The following is an 18,224-nucleotide window of genomic DNA, read 5'->3' on the forward strand; positions in this document are numbered from 1 at the left end:
TTGCTGGCGGGCTTCTGGGCATGGGCCGGCAGTTCTGCATCAGGAAGAGGCCGCCGTCAGGCAAAGGCCGGCGTCCCGGCCTCCGGCCGCCCGGACGTGACGGACCACCGAAACGCCTCGGAGCGCCCGGACCTGGCTGACCACCCGGAACGTGGCGATGTGCCCGGTTGGGTGATGATCACCCTGATGTCAGCCGTCCTCGTGGCGGCATTGCTCGCCCTTGCCGGCCCGGCTCTCGAGGCGATGTTCAACCAGGCCATGGACAAGATCGGAAACTAGGGCATGGCCGACGCTGACCGGCACGGTTCCAGTCGGCGCCCTTCCGGCGCAGGCGAGGACTGGCGCAGGGCGGAACTGGGGTCCGCGGTGGTGGACTTTGTGCTGGTGGGCGGGCTGCTCACCATGTTCTTCCTGGCCATCATCCAACTCACGTTGGTCCTGCACGTCCGCAATACCCTCATTGATGCGGCCGCCTCAGGCGCACACTACGGAACACTCGCGGACCGCGGCGCCTCAGATGCAGAAGAGCGGGCAGCGGTCCTGATCGGGACTGCGTTGAACGCCGAGTTCGCGCGGGACATCAGCACTGCCGAAGTGACGTTCCAGGGTCTGCGCACGCTCGAAGTCACCATCAGGGCGCCCATGCCCGTCATCGGGCTCATCGGCCCGCGGGACCTTCTGGAGGTGAAGGGCCATGCTGCCATCCAGCCCTGACGAACTCCCTGCCAGCGTCGATGTCCGGTCCGCCCGCAACATCTCTGGTCGCAGGCTTCGGGCATGCCTCAAGAACAGGCTCAGTGAGGCCCTCTGCAGGCGGCGCGGGGAAATACAACACCTGGAGCCGGGACGCCGGGAACAGGGGAGCGCCGTCGTCGAGTTCACGTTCCTGGCGCTGCTCCTGATGGTTCCCCTCGTGTACTTCATCATCACCGTGGCTCAGATCCAGGGTGGTTCATTCGCTGTGGTGGGCGCGGCAGACCAGGCGGCGAAAGTATTCGTTGCCCAGCCGGATGCAGAATCCGGACGGGCCGCCGCCGAGCAGGCAGTTCTCATCGCCCTCGCGGACTTCGGCCATGACGCCGGCGCCGCCCAAGTCTCCACCCGCTGCGATCCCGCTGACTGCGGGGTCGCCGGAACGGCCGTCACCGTCACCGTGAACCTCACCGTGCCGCTGCCTTTCATTCCCTTCAACGACGACTTCAGGCTGCAGGCCAGTGAAGTTGAGGCATCATCCACTCAGTTGGTCGGCAGGTTCAGGTGACTGCAGCATGAACCGGCATCCCACCGTCGCAACCGCTCCCATGGGCGACCAGACGGCGAGCCCTGACCAGTCAGCAGAAGACGGGCAGATGATCGTCATGATCATCGGCTATGCCCTGCTGGCACTGCTCGTGGTTACCGTGGTCATCGGCATCTCCAGCGTCTACCTCGAACACAAGCGGCTGCTGTCCCTTGCCGACGGCGCCTCGCTCGCCGCCGCCGACAGCTACACCCTGGGGGAGGTCACGGGGGAAACGGGAAGCCCGTCCGCCGTCCTCGGTTCCGAGCGTGTCCGGACCGTGGCCGCAGACTTCGTGGCCCGGAGCCCGGCGTCCGCCCGGTTCGACGGCCTCGACGTTACGCAAGGGACCGGCAGCCCCGACGGTTCCACCGCCGTCGTGGTTCTCAGCTCGGTGGTCCACCCACCCGTGGTCAACTTCCTGGTACCTGACGGGATCCGAATCGAGGCAGCATCCACGGCCCGTTCCCGGCTCACGCGCTGACCGGAGGCCTTCCGCCGCACCGGGAGCCCGACCCGTAACCGCCGCCCACGCCGGGAGCCCGGGCCCTGGCCGCATAGCGTAGGCTTAAACAACCATGGCCAATATTGATTTTTCCGCAGAAATCCGCGCCCTTCGCGCCACGTACAACTCCATCGAGCGCGTCAGCGATGTCGAGGCCCTGAAGGAAGACATCGCCGAACTGAGCGAACGCGCGGGCGAACCGGACCTGTGGGACGACCCCGCAGCGGCCCAAAAGATCACCTCCAGGCTCTCGCACAGGCAGTCCGAGCTGGAACGGCTGAACAAGCTGGTGTCGCGGATTGACGATTTGGAAGTCCTGGTGGAACTCGGCCAGGACGAGAACGACGCCGACTCCATGGGCGAGGCGGCCGCTGAACTTGAGTCGATCCGGAAATCCTTGAAGGACCTGGAAGTGGTGACACTGCTTTCCGGCGAGTACGACGAACGTGAAGCCGTCGTGTCCATCCGGGCCGGGGCGGGCGGCGTGGATGCCGCCGACTTCGCCGAAATGCTGATGCGCATGTACCTTCGCTGGGCTGAACGCCACGGGTACCCCACCACCGTGATGGACACCTCCTACGCCGAAGAGGCGGGCCTCAAATCCGCAACTTTCGAAGTCAAAGCACCCTACGCGTTCGGCACCCTGAGCGTTGAGGCCGGAACGCACCGGCTGGTGCGGATCAGCCCCTTCGACAACCAGGGCCGCCGCCAAACGTCCTTCGCCGCCGTCGAGGTCATCCCGCTGATCGAGTCCACGGACTCCATCGATATCCCGGACAACGAGATCCGCGTGGACGTGTTCCGCTCCTCGGGCCCCGGCGGGCAATCCGTGAACACCACTGACTCCGCCGTGCGCCTCACGCACATCCCCACCGGCACCGTGGTGTCGATGCAGAACGAAAAGTCGCAGCTCCAGAACCGGGCCGCCGCCATGCGCGTGCTGCAGTCCCGCCTGCTTCTGCTGAAGAAGGAGCAGGAGGACGCCGAGAAGAAGGCCTTCGCCGGCGACGTCAAGGCTTCCTGGGGCGACCAGATGCGCTCCTACGTCCTGAACCCGTACCAAATGGTCAAGGACCTCCGCACTGAACACGAAGTCGGCAACACGTCTGCAGTGTTCGACGGCGAGATTGACGACTTCATCGACGCCGGGATCCGCTGGCGGACCGACAACCGCAACGCAGAGAAGTAGCACCACCCGGCGGTCGGCGCTGGCAGGCCCGTCACTGCCATCCCGCGACACACCCCTGAAACCCCCGAAATCCGGCAAAAAGACTGCGTATAGTCAAGGGGCCGGGGCCTCCCATTCCCCCAAACGAATGCCCGCGCACCGGCTGCAGATCTGGGCTGCATCAGCGGTGCCCTGCAGGGTAATTAGGGCCATGATCCGATTCGATAATGTCACCAAGGTCTACGACCAGACGGCCCGGCCTGCGCTGGACGATGTCAGCCTTGAGATAGACCGTGGTGAATTCGCCTTCCTCGTGGGCGCTTCCGGATCCGGAAAGTCCACGTTCCTTCGCCTGGTCCTCAAGGAGGACCGGGCCTCGTCGGGCGCCGTTTACGTGGCCGGCCAGAACGTCGCCAAGATCTCCAGCTGGCGCGTGCCCAGGCTGCGCCGCGGAATCGGTGTGGTGTTCCAGGACTTCCGTCTTCTCCCGCAGAAGAACGTGTTCGCCAACGTTGCCTTCGCCATGCAGGTCATCGGCAAGAGCCGCAGTGTCATTCGGGACACTGTGCCCGAAGTCCTCAAGACCGTGGGCCTGGAAGGCAAGGAAAACCGCCTTCCGCACGAGCTTTCCGGTGGTGAGCAGCAGCGTGTGGCCATTGCCCGCGCCGTGGTCAACCGCCCCGGCATCCTCCTCGCCGACGAACCCACTGGCAACCTGGATCCCACCACGTCGATGGGCATCATGGGCGTTCTGGACAAGATCAACCAGAACGGCACCACTGTGGTCATGGCCACCCACGACGACGACATCGTCAATGAGATGCGCAAACGCGTGGTGGAGCTCAAAAACGGCGTCGTGATCCGCGACGAAGCCAAGGCACTGTACACTTCCATGATTCCGGTGGTGGGCCAGTCACGCCGGCTGCGGGACGCCAGCGGCCGGGACGAGGAACCGCCTACTTCGGGGGACCGCCAGCCCGGCGCAGGGGAGGGGCAGCGATGAGGCTCGCGTTCATCCTCGGAGAGATCGGCAGCGGCCTGCGCCGCAACGTCTCCATGGTGGTCTCAGTCATCCTGGTCACCTTCGTCTCCCTGACGTTCGTGGGTGCCGCCGGCATGCTGCAGCTTCAAATCAACCAGATGAAGGGCTACTGGTACGACAAAGTCCAGGTGGCCATCTTCCTCTGCAGTGACGGTTCGACGGCGGCCGGTTGCGCCACAGGGCCGGTCACCAAGGAGCAGCAGGACAACCTGCAGACCCTGCTGGAATCACCCGCCGTGGCCCAGTACGTCAACGACTTTCAGTTCGAGTCCAAGGACGAGGCGTACAAGCACTTCAAGGACCAGTTCTCCAACTCTCCGATCGTCGATTCAGTGACGCCGGACCAGCTGCCCGCTTCCTTCCGGATCAACATGAAGGATCCGGAAAAGTACCAGATCATCAGCGAGACGTTCTCCTCGCAGCCGGGCGTCGAAACAGTCATTGACCAGCGCCAGCTGCTGGAGCGGCTGTTCTCGGCCATGAACGCGGCATCGCTCGTGGCTGTCAGCATCGCCGGTGTCATGATCGTCTGCGCCATCCTCCTGATCGCCACCACCATCCGACTCTCGGCCTTCAGCCGGCGCCGCGAAACCGGAATCATGCGCCTGGTGGGCGCATCCAAGATGGTGATCCAGCTTCCCTTCATCCTCGAGGGCGTGATCGCTGCCGTCATCGGAGCGGCCCTTGCGTCAGGGACGCTGTGGGCCGTAGCGCACTTCTTCCTCGGCGAGTACCTCTCCAAGCAGTATCCGGACACGGCGTTCATCTCGCCCGGGCAGACGCTCATCCTTGCGCCGGCCTTGCTGATCCTTGGCGGATCTTTAGCAGGAATTTCGTCTCTCTTGACCTTGCGCAGATACTTGAAGGTTTAGGCTGTGCAAACCGACCAAGGAATCCTCATGAACGTATTGCACCGAACTGCGCCCCGCCACCGGGCCGAACGCCCGGCAAACCCACGCCTGGCACCGGCACGCCGCCGCACCGGCCTGATCAGCGGCGTCATGGTCCTTATCCTCGCTGCGAGCCTGGGCGCGTCAGCCCCCGCGGCGTACGCCGACGAGCTGGACGACAAGCGCGCCGCCCTCGAAGCCGAGGCGGCCCGTGTGCAGCAGTCGCTGGAGTTCGTGGATTCCCGCATCGCGAAGGCAGCCGGTGACCTGGTGATCTACCAGGGGCAGTTGCCCGGAGCCCAGCAGGCGCTCTTGGAGGCCCAGGGACGCGTGGCCGGTGCCGTCAAGGAAGTCGAGGCCCTGACCGCACGGGTTGACCTTGCGCAGCAGAATAAGGCCAAAATCACCCAGCAGCTTGAGGCCGATAAGCAGAAGATCTCCGACACTAAGAAGCTGATCGGCCAGATTGCCACCCAGGCCTACAAGTCCGGCGGCGTGCCCTCGAACCTGAGCCTGTTTTTCGGTGCAAACAACGGCGGCAGCCTCACCCAGACCATGGACCTCGCGGACCAGGCCATGCGCAGCCAGAACGCCGCCATGGACAAGCTCTCCCAGCAGAGCGCCACCAACGTGAACTCCCAGGCCAGGCTCGAAGCGGTGGAAGCGGAAATCAAGGACCTCAAGGCCAAGGCGGACGCCGCCCTCGAACGGGAAAAGGCGGCCCGCGACGAGGCGGAGGCGAAGAAAACGCAGGTTGATCAGTTGATCGCCGACACCACGCGGCTCGACGCCGAGCTGCAGGCCGCAAAACCCGGCATCCAAAGCCAAATAGCGGCAGTGTCTGCCAGCCAGAATGCCGTGGCCGGCGAGATCGCCGACCGCGACCGCAGGCTCCGCGAAGCCTGGGAAGCAGAGCAGCGCCGGATCGCCGAAGCGGCAGCCGCGGCTGCCGCTGCGAAGGCCGCTGCGCAGGGACAGGCGCCGCCCCCGCAGGTACCGTACGCGCCGGTGACCGGATCGCCGTCGGCCTTTGGCTTGCGGCACCCGTTCGCGGGCGACGTGCCCATCACCTCCGGCTTCGGCTGGCGCTCAACTCCGCCAGGTACCATCGACTTCTATGGCCAGGGCGGCTATGTCCACACGGGCATCGACTTCGGCGCCGCCTGCGGCACCCCTGTTTACGCTGCGGCGGCCGGTGAAGTCTTCTCGTCGGGCTGGAACTCCGCGGACGGCGGCGGCTGGCGGGTGAAGATCTCCCACGGGGTGGTTCAGGGCAACTCGCTGACCACGATTTATTACCACAACAGCAGCATCGTCGTTTCCAACGGCCAGCAGGTATCCCAGGGTCAGCTCATCGCCTACTCGGGCAGCACCGGTAACTCGACGGGCTGCCACGCCCACTTTGAAACCTGGCTCAACGGCGTTGCCGTCGACCCGATGCGGCTGCTGTAACGCCGGTCCGCGCCTGCCGTACACTGGTATGACTCCGCGCCGGACCGGCCGGAGCCAACCAGGATCCAAGAACTGAGGAGTTCCACCGTGCCCAAAGAAAGTGGCCGTAAAGTGGTGGCCACCAACCGCAAGGCCCGGCATGACTACCTTGTGCTCGACACCTATGAGGCCGGCATTGCCCTGATGGGCACCGAAGTAAAGTCCCTGCGTGAAGGCCATGCGTCCATGGTGGACGGGTTCTGCACCTTCTACAACGACGAGTTGTGGATGGAGGGAATCCACATCCCTGAGTACAACCAGGGCAGCTGGACCAACCACGCAGCCCGGCGCCGCCGAAAACTCCTGCTCCACCGGGAGGAGCTCATCAAGATCTCCCACAAGGTCAGGGAATCCGGTTTCACCATCGTTCCGCTGCAGCTGTACTTCGTGGACGGCCGGGCCAAGGTGGAAATCGGCGTCGCCCGCGGTAAGCGCGAATACGACAAGCGGCAGACCCTCCGGGAACAGCAGGACAACCGTGAAGCGCAGCGCGTGATGCGGGAACGCAACCGCCGGTAGGGGCCAACCAGGCTGGAATGTTTTCCGCCGGTGATGCGTTATGATAGGTAGTCCGGCAGGGTTGGTGTGCACCGCTCAGCCGGTTTGATAACAAAATACGGGGATGATCGGTTTCGACGATGTTAGTCGCGACAGGTGAAGCGGGCCGAGGATGCAGAATTATCTCGTAAACGCTGTCTGCAAAACAATAAGTGCCAAATCTAACGATCGCACTGACTTCGCTCTTGCTGCCTAAGCAGTAAGACAGTCCGTCAGCCCGAGGTTGCTATTGCCCCGGATCCTGGCGTCATTTAGATAGCCACTGCTGCTTACCCCCGTCATCGGGGTGAGCGGGACTCTTAGATGACTGGGCCCGGATCGGCCAGCTGTTTGCAGCGTGGCCGGGGCCGAGAAAGTCCGACGCAAACTGCGCCCGGAGAAGCCCTGACAACACGACATCGGACGGGGGTTCAATTCCCCCCATCTCCACATTTTGAATGTCGCAAGACATTGCCAAAAGACCCGGACCTTGTGTCCGGGTCTTTTGGCGTTAAAAGTCTTTCGTATCAGCCCCTGCGCTGCGCGCCACCCCGCCAGCCGCCGCCGTCGTGCGTTTCTGTTCACCGACGGCGTAGTGGGCTCGGGACTACCCGCAGCCCCCGCGTGGTTGTCGCAAAGAGAATCCGGCGGCACCCAAATCCGGCGGCCGGAGTCGACAAAGGCAGCCAGGAGGTGCGCCATGGAACCGGCCCGGGAACCCCATCCAGAAGAGTACGACGGCGGTGAGCTGGATTCGTATTCGGAAACAGTCATGCGCGTGGCTGAGACCGTCACGCCGCATGTCGCGGCCATCGAAATGTCCGGGAACCGCAGGAACGGCAGGTTCCACGTGGGCGCCGGGTCTGCGGTGCTTTTCACCGAGGACGGCTATCTGCTCACGAATTCACACGTGGTGGCAGGAACTATCCACGGCCACGCCGCCTTTGCCGACGGCAGCCGGACCGATCTTGAGCTGGTGGGCGCGGATCCGCTGTCCGACCTTGCGGTGGTCCGCGGGCGTGCCCCGAAAGTGGCCCCGGCACAGTTCGGCGAGGCCGAAACCCTGCGGGTGGGCCAACTGGTCATCGCCGTCGGAAACCCCCTCGGACTGGCGGGCTCAGTCACCGCAGGCGTGGTCAGCGGCCTCGGCCGGGCCATTCCCGTGTGGCAGGGCGGAAACAGGAGGGTGATCGAGGACGTCATCCAGACCGACGCGGCGCTCAACCCCGGAAGCTCAGGCGGGGCCCTGGCCGACTCGCACGGCCGGATCGTGGGCATCAATACCGCAGTGGCCGGCGCCGGGCTGGGCCTGGCCGTACCCATCAACGCCACCACACGGCGGATCATCTCGGCGCTGCTGAAGGACGGCCGCGTCAGGCGGGCCTACCTGGGCGTTGTCAGCACTCCCAGCAGGCTCAGCGCCAGCGCGGTGATCAGGACCGGACAGCGCGACGGACTCAGGATTGTGGAAGTGCTGGCCGGATCGCCCGCGGACCGGGCCGGACTGCGGGCGGGTGACTTCATCCTGACAGCCGGAAGCCGCCCCGTCAGCAATGCCGAAAGCCTGCAGAAGCTGCTGTTCGCCGACGCAATCGGCCAGCCGCTGCCGGTCAGGATGCTGAGGGACGGCAAAGAGCTGGACCTGGTGGCCGTACCGGAAGAGATGGCAGCAAACGGTTAGCTGCTACCGGCGTTTCTTCAGGTGTGCCACGGGATCCTGAGCGCCTTCGATCGGGTTCTTGGCCTTCTTCTCCGCGCGTTTTTCCTTGATGGTTTTGACTGGCTTCTTGTTCAGCTGGTGTGGTGCTTTGTCCGGCATTGCGTGCTCCTTACGAGAGGGGACGGGCTGCGTCCCACTTCGTAAGTTACGCCTTTTCGGCCCCGAATGTAATGCCCGGAGTCAGGCCGGGGCGGGAACGTCCGCAATGCCCACAAAGCGGGTCCCGACGCCGTCGAATTCGCTCCGGATGAAGCCTTCTTGAAGCCTCGGCACCTCGTCCTTGCGGTGATGTTCGCAAACCACATAGGTGAATTCCGGCCACCACTTCTTGGGCCGGGCCGCTTCCTCGTAGCCGCAGACGGCGCATTCCAGATGGACCCATACCGGGCGCTTGCCGGTGCGGTTGGCCCGGGACTGCACCAGCCACGCCGGCGGGTTGTCCAGGATTTCGCCCAGCTCTGCCTCGGAGAGGCGTTTGGGAATGCCGTGGCGCTGGGCCATTTCCATCGGTACATCAAGGGCAATTGCCGCGTCGCGTCTGCTAATCATCAGAGTCAACGATACGGGACGGGACCAAACCCGGCCCCGCCCACCAACGGACCCCGGGGGGCGCTACGACGCGATGCCTATGCCGATTGCCGCAGCGGCAAAGCCGGCGGCCAGGTTGGCGCCCACGTTCAGGGCCGCGGCACCGAACCGCGCCTCACTCAGGAGCCGCACCGTCGCTGTCGTCCAGGAACTGAACGTGGTCAGCCCGCCGGCAAAACCCGCGGCGACGGCGGTCTGCCACTCGGGTGCCAGGCCGAGCCGTCCGGTGATTCCGATGGACAGCCCAATGACGAGGCAGCCAGCGACATTAACTACCAGCGTTGCCCAGGGCCAGTGCCGGGGCGTGCCGGCGGAAGCGCCCGTACGGTGGCCGGCCCTGCTGCTGCCGTGCCGCTGGGTGCGGTGGGCGAACCAGCTGTCGACGGCGAAACGCAGCAGGGTGCCCGCCACACCGAATACTCCGACCAAGACTGCGCCCATCACCGGACTGCGCCCGTCTCCAAGGCGCTCAGTACAGCGCCCCTCACGAAGCCACCCGGTCAACCATGAGCCGCCCTGTCCGCCAGCCGGCGGCTGCAGCGCCAAGGCCAAGCAGCAGCGAAAGTCCCAGATAAACCAGCCACACCGGATGTTCGCCGGCCCGCGCCAGCTGGTCAATCGAGAAGACGACTGCCGAGAAGGTGGTGAAGGATCCAAGCAGTCCCGGGCCCAGGCCGGCACGGAGCCAGAATGCCGTGTGCGGGCGTGCGATCCACAGGGTGGTGAGGGCGGCCAGCACAAAGCTCCCGGCCACGTTGATGCCCAGCGTGGTCCACGGTAGTGCCCCGGCGGTGTCCGGAAACGCGAGTCCCAGCCCGTACCGGAGCTCCGTCCCGGCAAGCCCTCCGGCGGCCACGGCCAGCCAGGCACGCCAGTCAGGCATTCCGGCGTGCTTCATTCAGCGGTCGCCGAGGATGCAACCGGCGTGCGGCTGGTCGGTCTGCACCCAGAGCGCGGCCGTGATTTCGTCTGCGAGATCGTACTCCCGCGTCCTGCCGGCGTTATTGATCCGGACCACCAAGGCCCCGCCGAACGGCTTGCGGCCCATGACCTCCACATCGGCGTCGAGGTCGATGTTCTCTGCCGCAAGATAGCGAAGCAGGTCCGGGTTCTCGTCGCTGATCCGGGTGATCCGGCCGGTGTGCCCGGGATCGAGTTCGGCGAGCAGGTGGGCCTCCGGCATAAGGACCGCACCGTCCGCGGTCGGGATTGGATCGCCGTGCGGGTCGCGTTGGGGGTCGCCCAATTTCTCCGCCATGCGCTCAATAAACGTGTCCGACACGGCATGCTCGAGCAGTTCGGCTTCGTCATGGACTTCGTCCCAGCTGTAGCCGAGCTCCTGCACAAGGTACGTCTCAATGAGGCGGTGGCGGCGGACCATGGACAGCGCCAGCCGGATGCCGGCAGAGGTGAGGGTGACGGCGCTGTAGGGCTTGTGGTCCACCAGGCCCTGGTCCTTGAGCTTGCGGACCATCTCGGAGACCGAGGAGTTGGCCACGCCGAGACGCTGCGCCAGCTGCGAAGACGTGATGGGCTTGTCCTGCCACTCCGTGAAGCCGTAGATGACCTTGACGTAGTCCTCRATCGAGGARGAGGGSGCRCTGGTCTTCACGACGTCAAGCCTACCCGGTGGCACGTGGCACTCACGCTTTAGAGGCCCGCCATGTAAGGGTCAGGTACGGCAGGTTGATGTCCTCGTCGGCGCCATGCCCCAGATGCTCGTGCAGGTACCAGTCGAGGTTCGCCAGGACTTTGTTTCGGGTGGCGTCGCCCGCACGCAGGTAATAGCTGCGCGACTTTGTCAGCTCCATGATGTCCGTGGTGCTGAGGCTGTCCTCCCAGCGGGTCACGTGGCTCTCGAGGCCCTCGAATTCCGGACCCACCACCGGCCGGAATCCGGGTTTGTAGACATCTCCAGCATGCATGATGCGGGACAGCCGGTGCACCCAAGGAACGGAGGTGTCCAGCTGGTTCCAGATCAGTCCCAGCGTTCCGCCAGGCCTCAGGATCCGCGCTAGTTCGGTGCTGGCCGGCAGCGGATCGCACCAGTGCCACGCCTGGGCAACGCTCACGACGTCGAACGCTGCGTCTGCAAGGCCTGTCGCCTCCGCAGTTCCCTGGGTTGCCGCCACCTGCGGGTAGTGCGCCCGGAGCTGTTCCAGCATGTCATCGGAGGGGTCAACAGCGGAGACGGCGAGGCCGCGCTCCAGCAGCAGCGCGGCGAATTTGCCTGTGCCGGCACCCACATCCACGGCATCACGGGCGCCGGCCGGGACCAGCCAGTCGGCAGCGTCACCGGGGTAGCCGGGGCGCACGCGTTGGTAGTGTTCGCCGCCGTCCTGGAAGCTCTGTCCGAGCTCCAGGCGCCGGCCGTGGTCAAGCCTGGGGCCACCCCGTGCCACGTGCGGCCTCCTTCACCTAATGTCCATGGGTATCCTTCAAACTTAAACTACCTGATGCCAGTGAACCGCCCGCAGTTGCCCGGGCGGTGTTTACTGGAGGAGTGGGCTTTCCTCCGACGACACGTGCACAGAGACTCGTCCTGTGGATCTCGATTCTCGCCTCTTTGGTGTCCTTCTTGGACAGCAGCGTCATCAACGTGGCGCTACCTGCCATATCCCGTGACCTGGGCGGCGGCCTGACAACCCAGCAATGGGTCGTGGACGCCTACCTGATCACGCTCGGGTCACTCATCCTGCTTGCGGGTTCGCTCTCTGACGTACTCGGACGGGTCCTCATTCTCCGCACCGGACTGATCGGTTTCGGGGTGACGTCACTGATGTGCGCGTTCGCCCCCAGCGCTGAAATGCTGATCATTTCCCGGGCCTTGCAGGGCATCGCCGGGGCTCTGCTCGTGCCCAGTTCGCTGGCGCTCATCACCTCGCACTTTGACGGCGCCGCCCGGGCCAAGGCCATTGGCCAGTGGACCGCCGGTACCACCGTGGCCTTCATCGCCGGACCGCTCGTGGGCGGCGTCCTGGTGGATTCTGTCGGCTGGAGATGGGTGTTTGGCATCAATGTTGTGCCGATTGTGGTGACCTTATGTCTCCTGGCTGTGCTTCGCGCCTCCGACGTCCGCGAGGCAGGGGTGGGCATCGATTATCCCGGGGCCGTGCTGTGTGTGCTGGGGCTGGCCGGACCGGTCTATGCCCTGATCGAACAGGCCACACAAGGGTGGGGAAGCCCGGGCATCCTGGTGCCCCTGATCCTGGGAGTCGTCTGCTTCGCGGCGTTCATCTGGCGGCAGGCAACAGCGAAACAGCCCCTCATGCCGCTGAGTCTCTTCGCCGTGAGAAACTTTGCGGCGGGAAACATGGCCACCATGTTCATCTATGCCGCGCTCTCCATCGGCGGATTCATCATCGTGCTTTTCCTGCAGCAGGTGGCCGGATACTCGGCGACACTCGCCGCCGTCGCCCTGCTGCCGGTCAGCCTGCTGAGTATCTTCCTGTCGTCATGGTTCGGTTCACTCGCCGGCCGATACGGCCCGCGCTGGTTCATGGCGCTGGGCCCGGCCGGTGCCGGCCTCGGCTACTTCCTGATGGTGTCATCACAACTACCCGTCAACTACTGGAATCAACTGCTGCCGGGAATCATCCTCTTTGGGGCGGGGCTCTCCGCAACAGTTGCACCGCTTACCGCGGCCATCCTGGGCTCGATCTCCGAGCAGCAGTCCGGCATTGGCTCGGCAGTAAACAACGCGGTTGCCCGTGTATCGGGCCTGGTTGGCATCGCCTTCGTCGGGCTCATCGCCGGGAAGCAGCTCAACCTGGACGGATTCCATCGGGTGCTGATCGCCACCGGCATCCTCCTGGTCATTGGTGGCGCGGTCTCAGCGTTGGGCATCCGGAACCCGGCCCGGGTCGTGAAGCCCACAGACGGCGCCACCGCCCAGGCCTAGCCAAGGAGCTCAGTCGTCGAGGCAGGGAGCCGCCCCGGCGGTGCCGGGCGTGTTCGGTGCCCAATGCGGGTAGGTGCGGGCGTCATTGGCCGGAACCCAGCGGCCTGAATCCACTACGTAGTCCCACCCCAGGCCCGTGCGGCGCAGCTGTTCGAGGCCGGTGAGCAGCCGTTCGGCGTCCTCCAGCCGGGACCCCACGCCGAAGCTGGCGCGCAGCGAACCGGAGGGGAGGCCGAGGCGTTTGAGCAGCGGGTGAGCGCAGAAGCGACCGTCCCGCAGGCCGACGCCATGCTCTGCCGAAAGGTACGCGGCGACCAATCCGGCGTCGTAACCGGCCACGGAGAAGTTCACTACTCCGATGGTGCCGGTGCCGGGATCGGTGTCCGAGAAGATCTGGTGGACCGTCACACCGTCGATCTTCTGCAGCCCTTCCACGAGATAGGACCTGATGGCAGCCTCATGGGCGTGCCAGCGTTCCTGGTCCAATGAAGCGATGACCTGCGTGGCGCGGGCCAGCGTGGCGGCGCCCAGGACGTTGGGCGAGCCCCCCTCGTGGCGGGCCGGGCCGGTGGCCCAGCTGACGGCGTCGAGCTTTGCCTCACGGACGGCGCCGCCACCCGCCAGGTGCGGAGTGCCGGCGTCGAGCCAGTCCGTGCGCCCCACCAGGACGCCGGCGCCAAACGGTGCGTAGAGCTTGTGGCCGGAGAAGGCGAGGTAGTCGACGTCGTCGGAGCTGATGTTAATGCGCCGGTGCGGTGCGAGCTGTGCGGCATCCACCACGATGCGGGCGCCGTGTTCGTGGGCCAGCGCGGCGAGGGCACGGATGGGGAGGATTTCGCCGGTCACGTTGGAGGCTCCGGTGACAGCGAGCAGGCTGACGTGGCCCTGCTGAAGTTCGGCGCGCAGGGCTGCGATGGTCCCCGTGATGGTTGGAGCGGCCACCACGCTGCGGTGCGGGACACCCTGCCACGGCAGGAGGTTGGCGTGGTGCTCGATGTCAAGGTAGAGGACGTCGCCGGAGGGCTGGCCCTCCGTGTGCGGCAGGCAACCCGCCAGCAGGTTCAGCGAATCGGTGGTGTTGCGGGTGAAGATCACGGAGTCATCCGGCCGGCCGCCCACGAAGTCCCGCACGATGTTCCTGGCGTTCTCATACACGGAGGTGCTGATCTGTGACGCGTAGCCGGCGCCGCGGTGGACGCTGGCGTAGAACGGCAGGATCTCGTTGAGGTAGGCCGAGACCACGGAGAGGGCGGGGGCCGAGGCGCCGTAGTCGAGGTTGGCGTAGCGGATATGGCCGCCCTGGATCAGCGGAGCCTGGATTTCTGCGCCGGTGACGGCGGACAGAGGGCGTCCGGCGATGGCGGCAAGTTCGCCGGAAAGAGCTGCGGCGGCGGTGTTGGGGACGGCGGGGGAGACGGTGGCAGTTGTCACGGAGACCTCACTTTAAAAGGACTCCCGGTGCCGGGAATCCGCGCTTGCCGTGCCCATTGAGGACCGGCCTGGTCGTCACCCGGGGCACCCCACCGCGAATGGAGGGTTGCCGGCCAGCAAACCGGGGTTTAGCGCTGGCACTCGTGACCTGTTAAAGAGCGTAGGACATCTCCGCGGCAACGGAAAAGCCCCATGGAATGTTAAGGCGTTTATTACGACTGCTTGAGGAAACAGGAGTTTTGTCGAAGAAACGACGGCGGGCGCCCTTCAGTGGAGGCGCCCGCCGTCAAATATTCGGAGCATGAGGCCTAAAGCAGGTCGTCCAGATCCGGGTTCAGCCGCTTGAGTACCTCGGAGTGCAGGATGGAGTTGGTGGCCAGCGCATTGCCACCGAAGGGCCCGTCCTGGCCTTCCAACGACGTAAAACGGCCGCCGGCTTCCACCACGATGGGAACCAGGGCAGCCATGTCGTAGAGGTTCAGCTCGGGCTCGCAGGCAATGTCGACGGAGCCTTCAGCCACCATGCAGTAGGACCAGAAATCACCGTACGCCCGGGTGCGCCAAACGTCCTCGGTGAGGCCCAGGAACTCATCCAGGTTGCCGCGTTCCTTCCAGCCGCCCAGGCTGGAATAGGACAGGGACGCATCGGCGAGGTTGGACACATTCGAGACCCGCAGCCTCGTTGCTGCCGCGAGGGACTTGCCCATGTAGGCGCCGGCACCCTTCGCCGCCCACCAGCGTTTACCCAGCGCGGGTGCACTGACCACGCCCACCACGGGTTCGCCCTCGTCCACGAGGGCAATCAGGGTGGCCCACACGGGTACGCCGCGGACAAAGTTCTTGGTGCCGTCGATCGGATCAATGATCCAGCGCCGGGAGCCGTGGCCGGAGCTGCCGAATTCCTCGCCGAGGACCGCGTCCCGGGGACGCGAGCGCGACAGCTGGCCGCGGATGGCCTCTTCGGCCGACTTGTCCGCATCCGTGACCGGCGTCAGGTCGGGCTTGGTCTCGACGTGCAGGTCCAGGGCCTTGAAGCGGCTCATGGTCTGGTCATCCACGGAATCAGCCAGCACATGGGCCAGGCGGAGGTCATCGTTGTAGCTCGAAGCGGGTTGGATCATGGTTACAAACTACCGTCTAAGGGCCGCCGGGTTGGGGACCTCGGCGCCCAGGCGCTAGCTGATGCTGCCCAGTTCCTTGGTTTCCTGGCCTTCCAGCCGCGGGTCGGTGCCGAGCAGCCGCCGCAGTGAGGCAAGCCGGGCGGGGCCGGTCGGGCCGGCATGCCCCTCGGCCACCCACGAGTCCAGCCCGCAGTTGACGGCGGCGGAGTTGTGTTTGCAGCCCCGCTCGCAGGCGTCCGTGCCCGGCTCCAGGTCCGGGAAGGACCGCAGGATCCGGTCCGCGTCCACGTGGGCCAAACCGAACGAGCGGATGCCCGGGGTGTCGATGATCCAGCTCCCGGCCGGTGCGCCTGCCAGTTTCAAGGCAAGGGCCGACGACGAGGTGTGGCGGCCGCGGCCCGTCACCGCGTTCACGCCGCCGGTAGCCCGTTCGGCGCCGGTGAGTGCGTTGACCATGGTGGACTTGCCCACGCCGGAATGCCCCAGCATCACGGTGACTTTGCCGTCCAGGTAGGCCCGGAGCTGGGAAACAGCGTCACTGTCCAGACGGGCCGACAGGCCGTCATCGGAGCGCGCATCGATGCCCGAGGCGGCGGAATCGGCTGTCCGGCTGATGATGACCGGGAAGTCCAGATGCTCGTAATTGGACAACAGTTCCGCCGGATCCTTGACGTCCGCCTTGGTGACCAGCAGCAGCGGCTCAATGCCGGCGTCGTACGCCGCCACCAGGGCGCGGTCGATGAATCCGGTGCGCGGCTCCGGGTTGGCGGCGGCCACCACCACCACCAGCTGGTCGGCGTTGGCCACCACCGCGCGCTCGATGGGATCCGTGTCATCGGCGCTGCGGCGCAGCAGGGTGCGGCGGTCCTGGATCCGGACCAGGCGCGCCAGGGTGTCGGGTTCCCCGGAGACGTCTCCGACGAGGGACACAAAATCGCCGGCCACCACGGGGGAGCGGCGCAGTTCACGGGCGCGCGCGGCGATGATGATCCGCTCGTCGCCCGAGTCCTCGCCCACCACGGCGGTGTAGCGGCCGCGGTCCACCGTGATGATGCGGCCCGTGACGGCGTCATCGTGGCTGGGACGGTCCTTGGTGCGGGGCCGTGAGCCTTTTTTGCTGGGGCGGATCCGGACGTCGGACTCGTCCCACGAATCAGTGCTGCGGGCCACCGCTGGAACCTTCCGTCCCGTTGGCGGGGACTGCGCCCTGGGCCACCATGTCCGCCCACATCTGCGGGAACTCCGGCATGGTCTTGGCGGTGGTGCCGATGTCCTGCACTTCAATGCCCGGCACTGCCAGGCCCAGGATGGCCCCCGCGGTGGCCATTCGGTGGTCTGCGTAGCTGTGGACGACGCCAGCGTGCAACGTGGCCGGGCGGATCACCAGGCCGTCGGTGGTCTCCTCCGCGTCACCGCCGAGGCGGTTGATTTCGGTGACCAGCGCTGCCAGCCGGTCAGTTTCATGGCCGCGCAGGTGGGCGATGCCGGTCAGCCGCGACGGGCTACTGGCCAGTGCGCACAGAGCCGCCACGGTGGGGGCGAGCTCGCTGGTCTCGTCAAATTCCGCGCCCTTGATCTCGGCTCCGCCGGTGACGGTCAGGACGCCGTCAGCCAGGCTGACGTCTGCGCCCATGTCTGCGAGGATGGTCCGCCACTGGTCACCCACCTGGGTGGTTTCGGCGGGCCAGTCCGGGATCCTTACTGTCCCGCCGGAGGCCAGGGCCGCGGCCAGGAAGGGGCCGGCGTTGGAGAGGTCCTGTTCGATGCGCTGGTCAAGGGCACGGATGGGACCCGGTTCCACCACCCAGTGGTTTGGCCTGGAATCGTCCACGGACACCCCGGCGCCGCGAAGCACGGCCACTGTCATGTTGATGTGGTCCAGGCTGGGCACCGGATTGCCCGCGTGCTCCAGATGGAGTCCCTCGGTGAACCGTGCACCCACCAGCAGGAGGGCCGAAACGAACTGCGATGACCCGCTTGCATCAATGACCAGGTGGCCGCCGCGGACTTCGCCGGTGCCTTCAACAGTGAACGGCAGTGCGGAGGGGGCGCCGCCGTCGTCCGTTGTCAGGGCCACGCCGAGCGCTTGCAGCGCCTCGATGATGGCGCCCATGGGGCGCTTCCGGGCGTGGGGGTCGCCGTCGAAAACGCTGGCACCCCTCCGCAGCGCCGCCAGCGGCGGCACAAAACGCATCACCGTTCCGGCCAAGCCGCAATCGATGTGCGTGCGTGCCGACGCAGCATCCTGGCTGAGCGGCGTGACCTCAAGGTCGGGCCCAAACGCGCCGTCCCCGGGCACCTCCGTGACGGTGGCTCCCAGCTGGCGGAGGGCCTCGATCATCAGGGCTGAGTCGCGGGAATGCAGGGGTGCGCGCAGGCGGGACGGGCCGTCAGCCAGCGCGGCCAGCACCAGGAACCTGTTGGTCAGCGATTTCGAACCCGGCACCGTAACCGTGGCGTTGATGGGACGGGCGGCAAACGGGGCAGGCCAGTTCGGGATGAGGTTGTCGGAATCGGGGGATGCTGGCGGGGTGGAGCCTGTCATTCGGCC

At 65.9% G+C, this 18,224-nt stretch carries 21 protein-coding genes, 1 other RNA gene and 1 riboswitch; of the genes, 12 read left to right on the forward strand and 10 right to left on the reverse strand.

The features are described from left to right. Positions 1–96 precede the first annotated feature (96 nt). From AC1DIM_RS07910 to AC1DIM_RS07960, 11 genes are all read left to right on the forward strand, one after another. Positions 97–279, forward strand: coding sequence for a hypothetical protein (locus tag AC1DIM_RS07910; protein ID WP_477710134.1), 183 nt, complete (start codon positions 97–99; stop codon positions 277–279). 3 nt (positions 280–282) lie between these two features. Next, on the forward strand, positions 283–714 hold the full coding sequence (locus AC1DIM_RS07915) for a TadE/TadG family type IV pilus assembly protein (protein ID WP_477709952.1): 432 nt from the start codon (positions 283–285) through the stop codon (positions 712–714). Further along, a complete protein-coding gene (locus tag AC1DIM_RS07920) occupies positions 695–1,261 on the forward strand; it encodes a TadE/TadG family type IV pilus assembly protein (RefSeq protein WP_477709953.1) in 567 nt (188 codons plus the stop codon). The genes AC1DIM_RS07915 and AC1DIM_RS07920 overlap by 20 nt, the downstream gene beginning before the upstream one ends. An 88-nt stretch (positions 1,262–1,349) precedes the next feature. Then, a complete protein-coding gene (locus AC1DIM_RS07925) occupies positions 1,350–1,763 on the forward strand; it encodes a pilus assembly protein TadG-related protein (RefSeq protein WP_477710135.1) in 414 nt (137 codons plus the stop codon). A gap of 94 nt (positions 1,764–1,857) precedes the next feature. Continuing rightward, positions 1,858–2,973, forward strand: coding sequence for a peptide chain release factor 2 (gene prfB, locus AC1DIM_RS07930; RefSeq protein ID WP_477709954.1), 1,116 nt, complete (start codon positions 1,858–1,860; stop codon positions 2,971–2,973). 190 nt (positions 2,974–3,163) lie between these two features. Next, complete coding sequence (ftsE, locus tag AC1DIM_RS07935; RefSeq protein WP_477709955.1) at positions 3,164–3,955, forward strand: cell division ATP-binding protein FtsE; 792 nt, start codon at positions 3,164–3,166, stop codon at positions 3,953–3,955. Continuing rightward, positions 3,952–4,866 carry a permease-like cell division protein FtsX gene (gene ftsX, locus AC1DIM_RS07940; protein WP_477709956.1) on the forward strand — a complete coding sequence of 305 codons (915 nt, stop codon included), beginning with the start codon at positions 3,952–3,954 and terminating at the stop codon, positions 4,864–4,866. Before ftsE ends, ftsX begins: the two co-directional genes overlap by 4 nt. 27 nt (positions 4,867–4,893) lie before the next feature. Continuing rightward, entirely contained in the window at positions 4,894–6,336 is a 1,443-nt protein-coding gene (locus AC1DIM_RS07945; RefSeq protein ID WP_477709957.1) for a peptidoglycan DD-metalloendopeptidase family protein, read from the forward strand. An 87-nt stretch (positions 6,337–6,423) separates the two neighbouring features. Continuing rightward, positions 6,424–6,894, forward strand: a complete 471-nt coding sequence (smpB, locus tag AC1DIM_RS07950; RefSeq protein ID WP_190989669.1) for an SsrA-binding protein SmpB — start codon at positions 6,424–6,426, stop codon at positions 6,892–6,894. Between the two features lie 99 nt (positions 6,895–6,993). Beyond that, positions 6,994–7,365: a transfer-messenger RNA gene (gene ssrA / locus AC1DIM_RS07955) on the forward strand. Positions 7,366–7,612: 247 nt separating this feature from the next. Beyond that, positions 7,613–8,593, forward strand: coding sequence for a S1C family serine protease (locus AC1DIM_RS07960; RefSeq protein WP_477709958.1), 981 nt, complete (start codon positions 7,613–7,615; stop codon positions 8,591–8,593). Between the two features lie 3 nt (positions 8,594–8,596). Here AC1DIM_RS07960 and AC1DIM_RS07965 read toward each other — a convergent pair whose 3' ends face one another. The 6 genes from AC1DIM_RS07965 to AC1DIM_RS07990 all read right to left on the reverse strand — a co-directional run bounded on the left by AC1DIM_RS07965 (position 8,597) and on the right by AC1DIM_RS07990 (position 11,622). Then, entirely contained in the window at positions 8,597–8,731 is a 135-nt protein-coding gene (locus AC1DIM_RS07965) for a hypothetical protein (RefSeq protein ID WP_477709959.1), read from the reverse strand. Between the two features lie 81 nt (positions 8,732–8,812). Further along, entirely contained in the window at positions 8,813–9,181 is a 369-nt protein-coding gene (locus tag AC1DIM_RS07970; RefSeq protein ID WP_477709960.1) for a hypothetical protein, read from the reverse strand. Positions 9,182–9,244: 63 nt separating this feature from the next. Beyond that, entirely contained in the window at positions 9,245–9,661 is a 417-nt protein-coding gene (locus AC1DIM_RS07975) for a fluoride efflux transporter FluC (protein ID WP_477709961.1), read from the reverse strand. Positions 9,662–9,704: 43 nt separating this feature from the next. Next, entirely contained in the window at positions 9,705–10,103 is a 399-nt protein-coding gene (locus AC1DIM_RS07980) for a fluoride efflux transporter FluC (RefSeq protein ID WP_477709962.1), read from the reverse strand. A 15-nt stretch (positions 10,104–10,118) separates the two neighbouring features. Beyond that, complete coding sequence (locus AC1DIM_RS07985; RefSeq protein WP_477709963.1) at positions 10,119–10,832, reverse strand: metal-dependent transcriptional regulator; 714 nt, start codon at positions 10,830–10,832, stop codon at positions 10,119–10,121. 31 nt (positions 10,833–10,863) lie between these two features. Continuing rightward, the gene (locus AC1DIM_RS07990; RefSeq protein WP_477709964.1) at positions 10,864–11,622 is read right to left on the reverse strand and encodes a class I SAM-dependent methyltransferase; all 759 of its coding nucleotides are present in this window, start codon (positions 11,620–11,622) and stop codon (positions 10,864–10,866) included. A 167-nt stretch (positions 11,623–11,789) separates the two neighbouring features. Here AC1DIM_RS07990 and AC1DIM_RS07995 point away from each other — a divergent pair, with 167 nt between their 5' ends. Further along, the gene (locus AC1DIM_RS07995) at positions 11,790–13,121 is read left to right on the forward strand and encodes an MFS transporter (RefSeq protein WP_477709965.1); all 1,332 of its coding nucleotides are present in this window, start codon (positions 11,790–11,792) and stop codon (positions 13,119–13,121) included. 9 nt (positions 13,122–13,130) lie between these two features. Here AC1DIM_RS07995 and AC1DIM_RS08000 read toward each other — a convergent pair whose 3' ends face one another. The 4 genes from AC1DIM_RS08000 to aroA all read right to left on the reverse strand — a co-directional run bounded on the left by AC1DIM_RS08000 (position 13,131) and on the right by aroA (position 18,218). Then, the gene (locus AC1DIM_RS08000; RefSeq protein WP_477709966.1) at positions 13,131–14,552 is read right to left on the reverse strand and encodes an aminotransferase class V-fold PLP-dependent enzyme; all 1,422 of its coding nucleotides are present in this window, start codon (positions 14,550–14,552) and stop codon (positions 13,131–13,133) included. Between the two features lie 35 nt (positions 14,553–14,587). Next, positions 14,588–14,701, reverse strand: a riboswitch (SAM riboswitch). A gap of 159 nt (positions 14,702–14,860) precedes the next feature. Next, positions 14,861–15,673: a histidinol-phosphatase gene (gene hisN, locus AC1DIM_RS08005; protein WP_477709967.1), complete on the reverse strand. Its 813-nt coding sequence runs from the start codon at positions 15,671–15,673 to the stop codon at positions 14,861–14,863. Positions 15,674–15,727: 54 nt separating this feature from the next. After that, positions 15,728–16,843 (reverse strand): ribosome small subunit-dependent GTPase A, encoded by a 1,116-nt coding sequence (gene rsgA / locus AC1DIM_RS08010; RefSeq protein WP_477709968.1) that lies wholly within the window; start codon positions 16,841–16,843, stop codon positions 15,728–15,730. Further along, a complete protein-coding gene (gene aroA / locus AC1DIM_RS08015) occupies positions 16,827–18,218 on the reverse strand; it encodes a 3-phosphoshikimate 1-carboxyvinyltransferase (RefSeq protein WP_477709969.1) in 1,392 nt (463 codons plus the stop codon). The genes rsgA and aroA overlap by 17 nt, the downstream gene beginning before the upstream one ends. Between the last annotated feature and the right edge of the window lie 6 nt (positions 18,219–18,224).

The sequence above is a fragment of the Pseudarthrobacter sp. 01T43 genome (assembly GCF_056398665.1).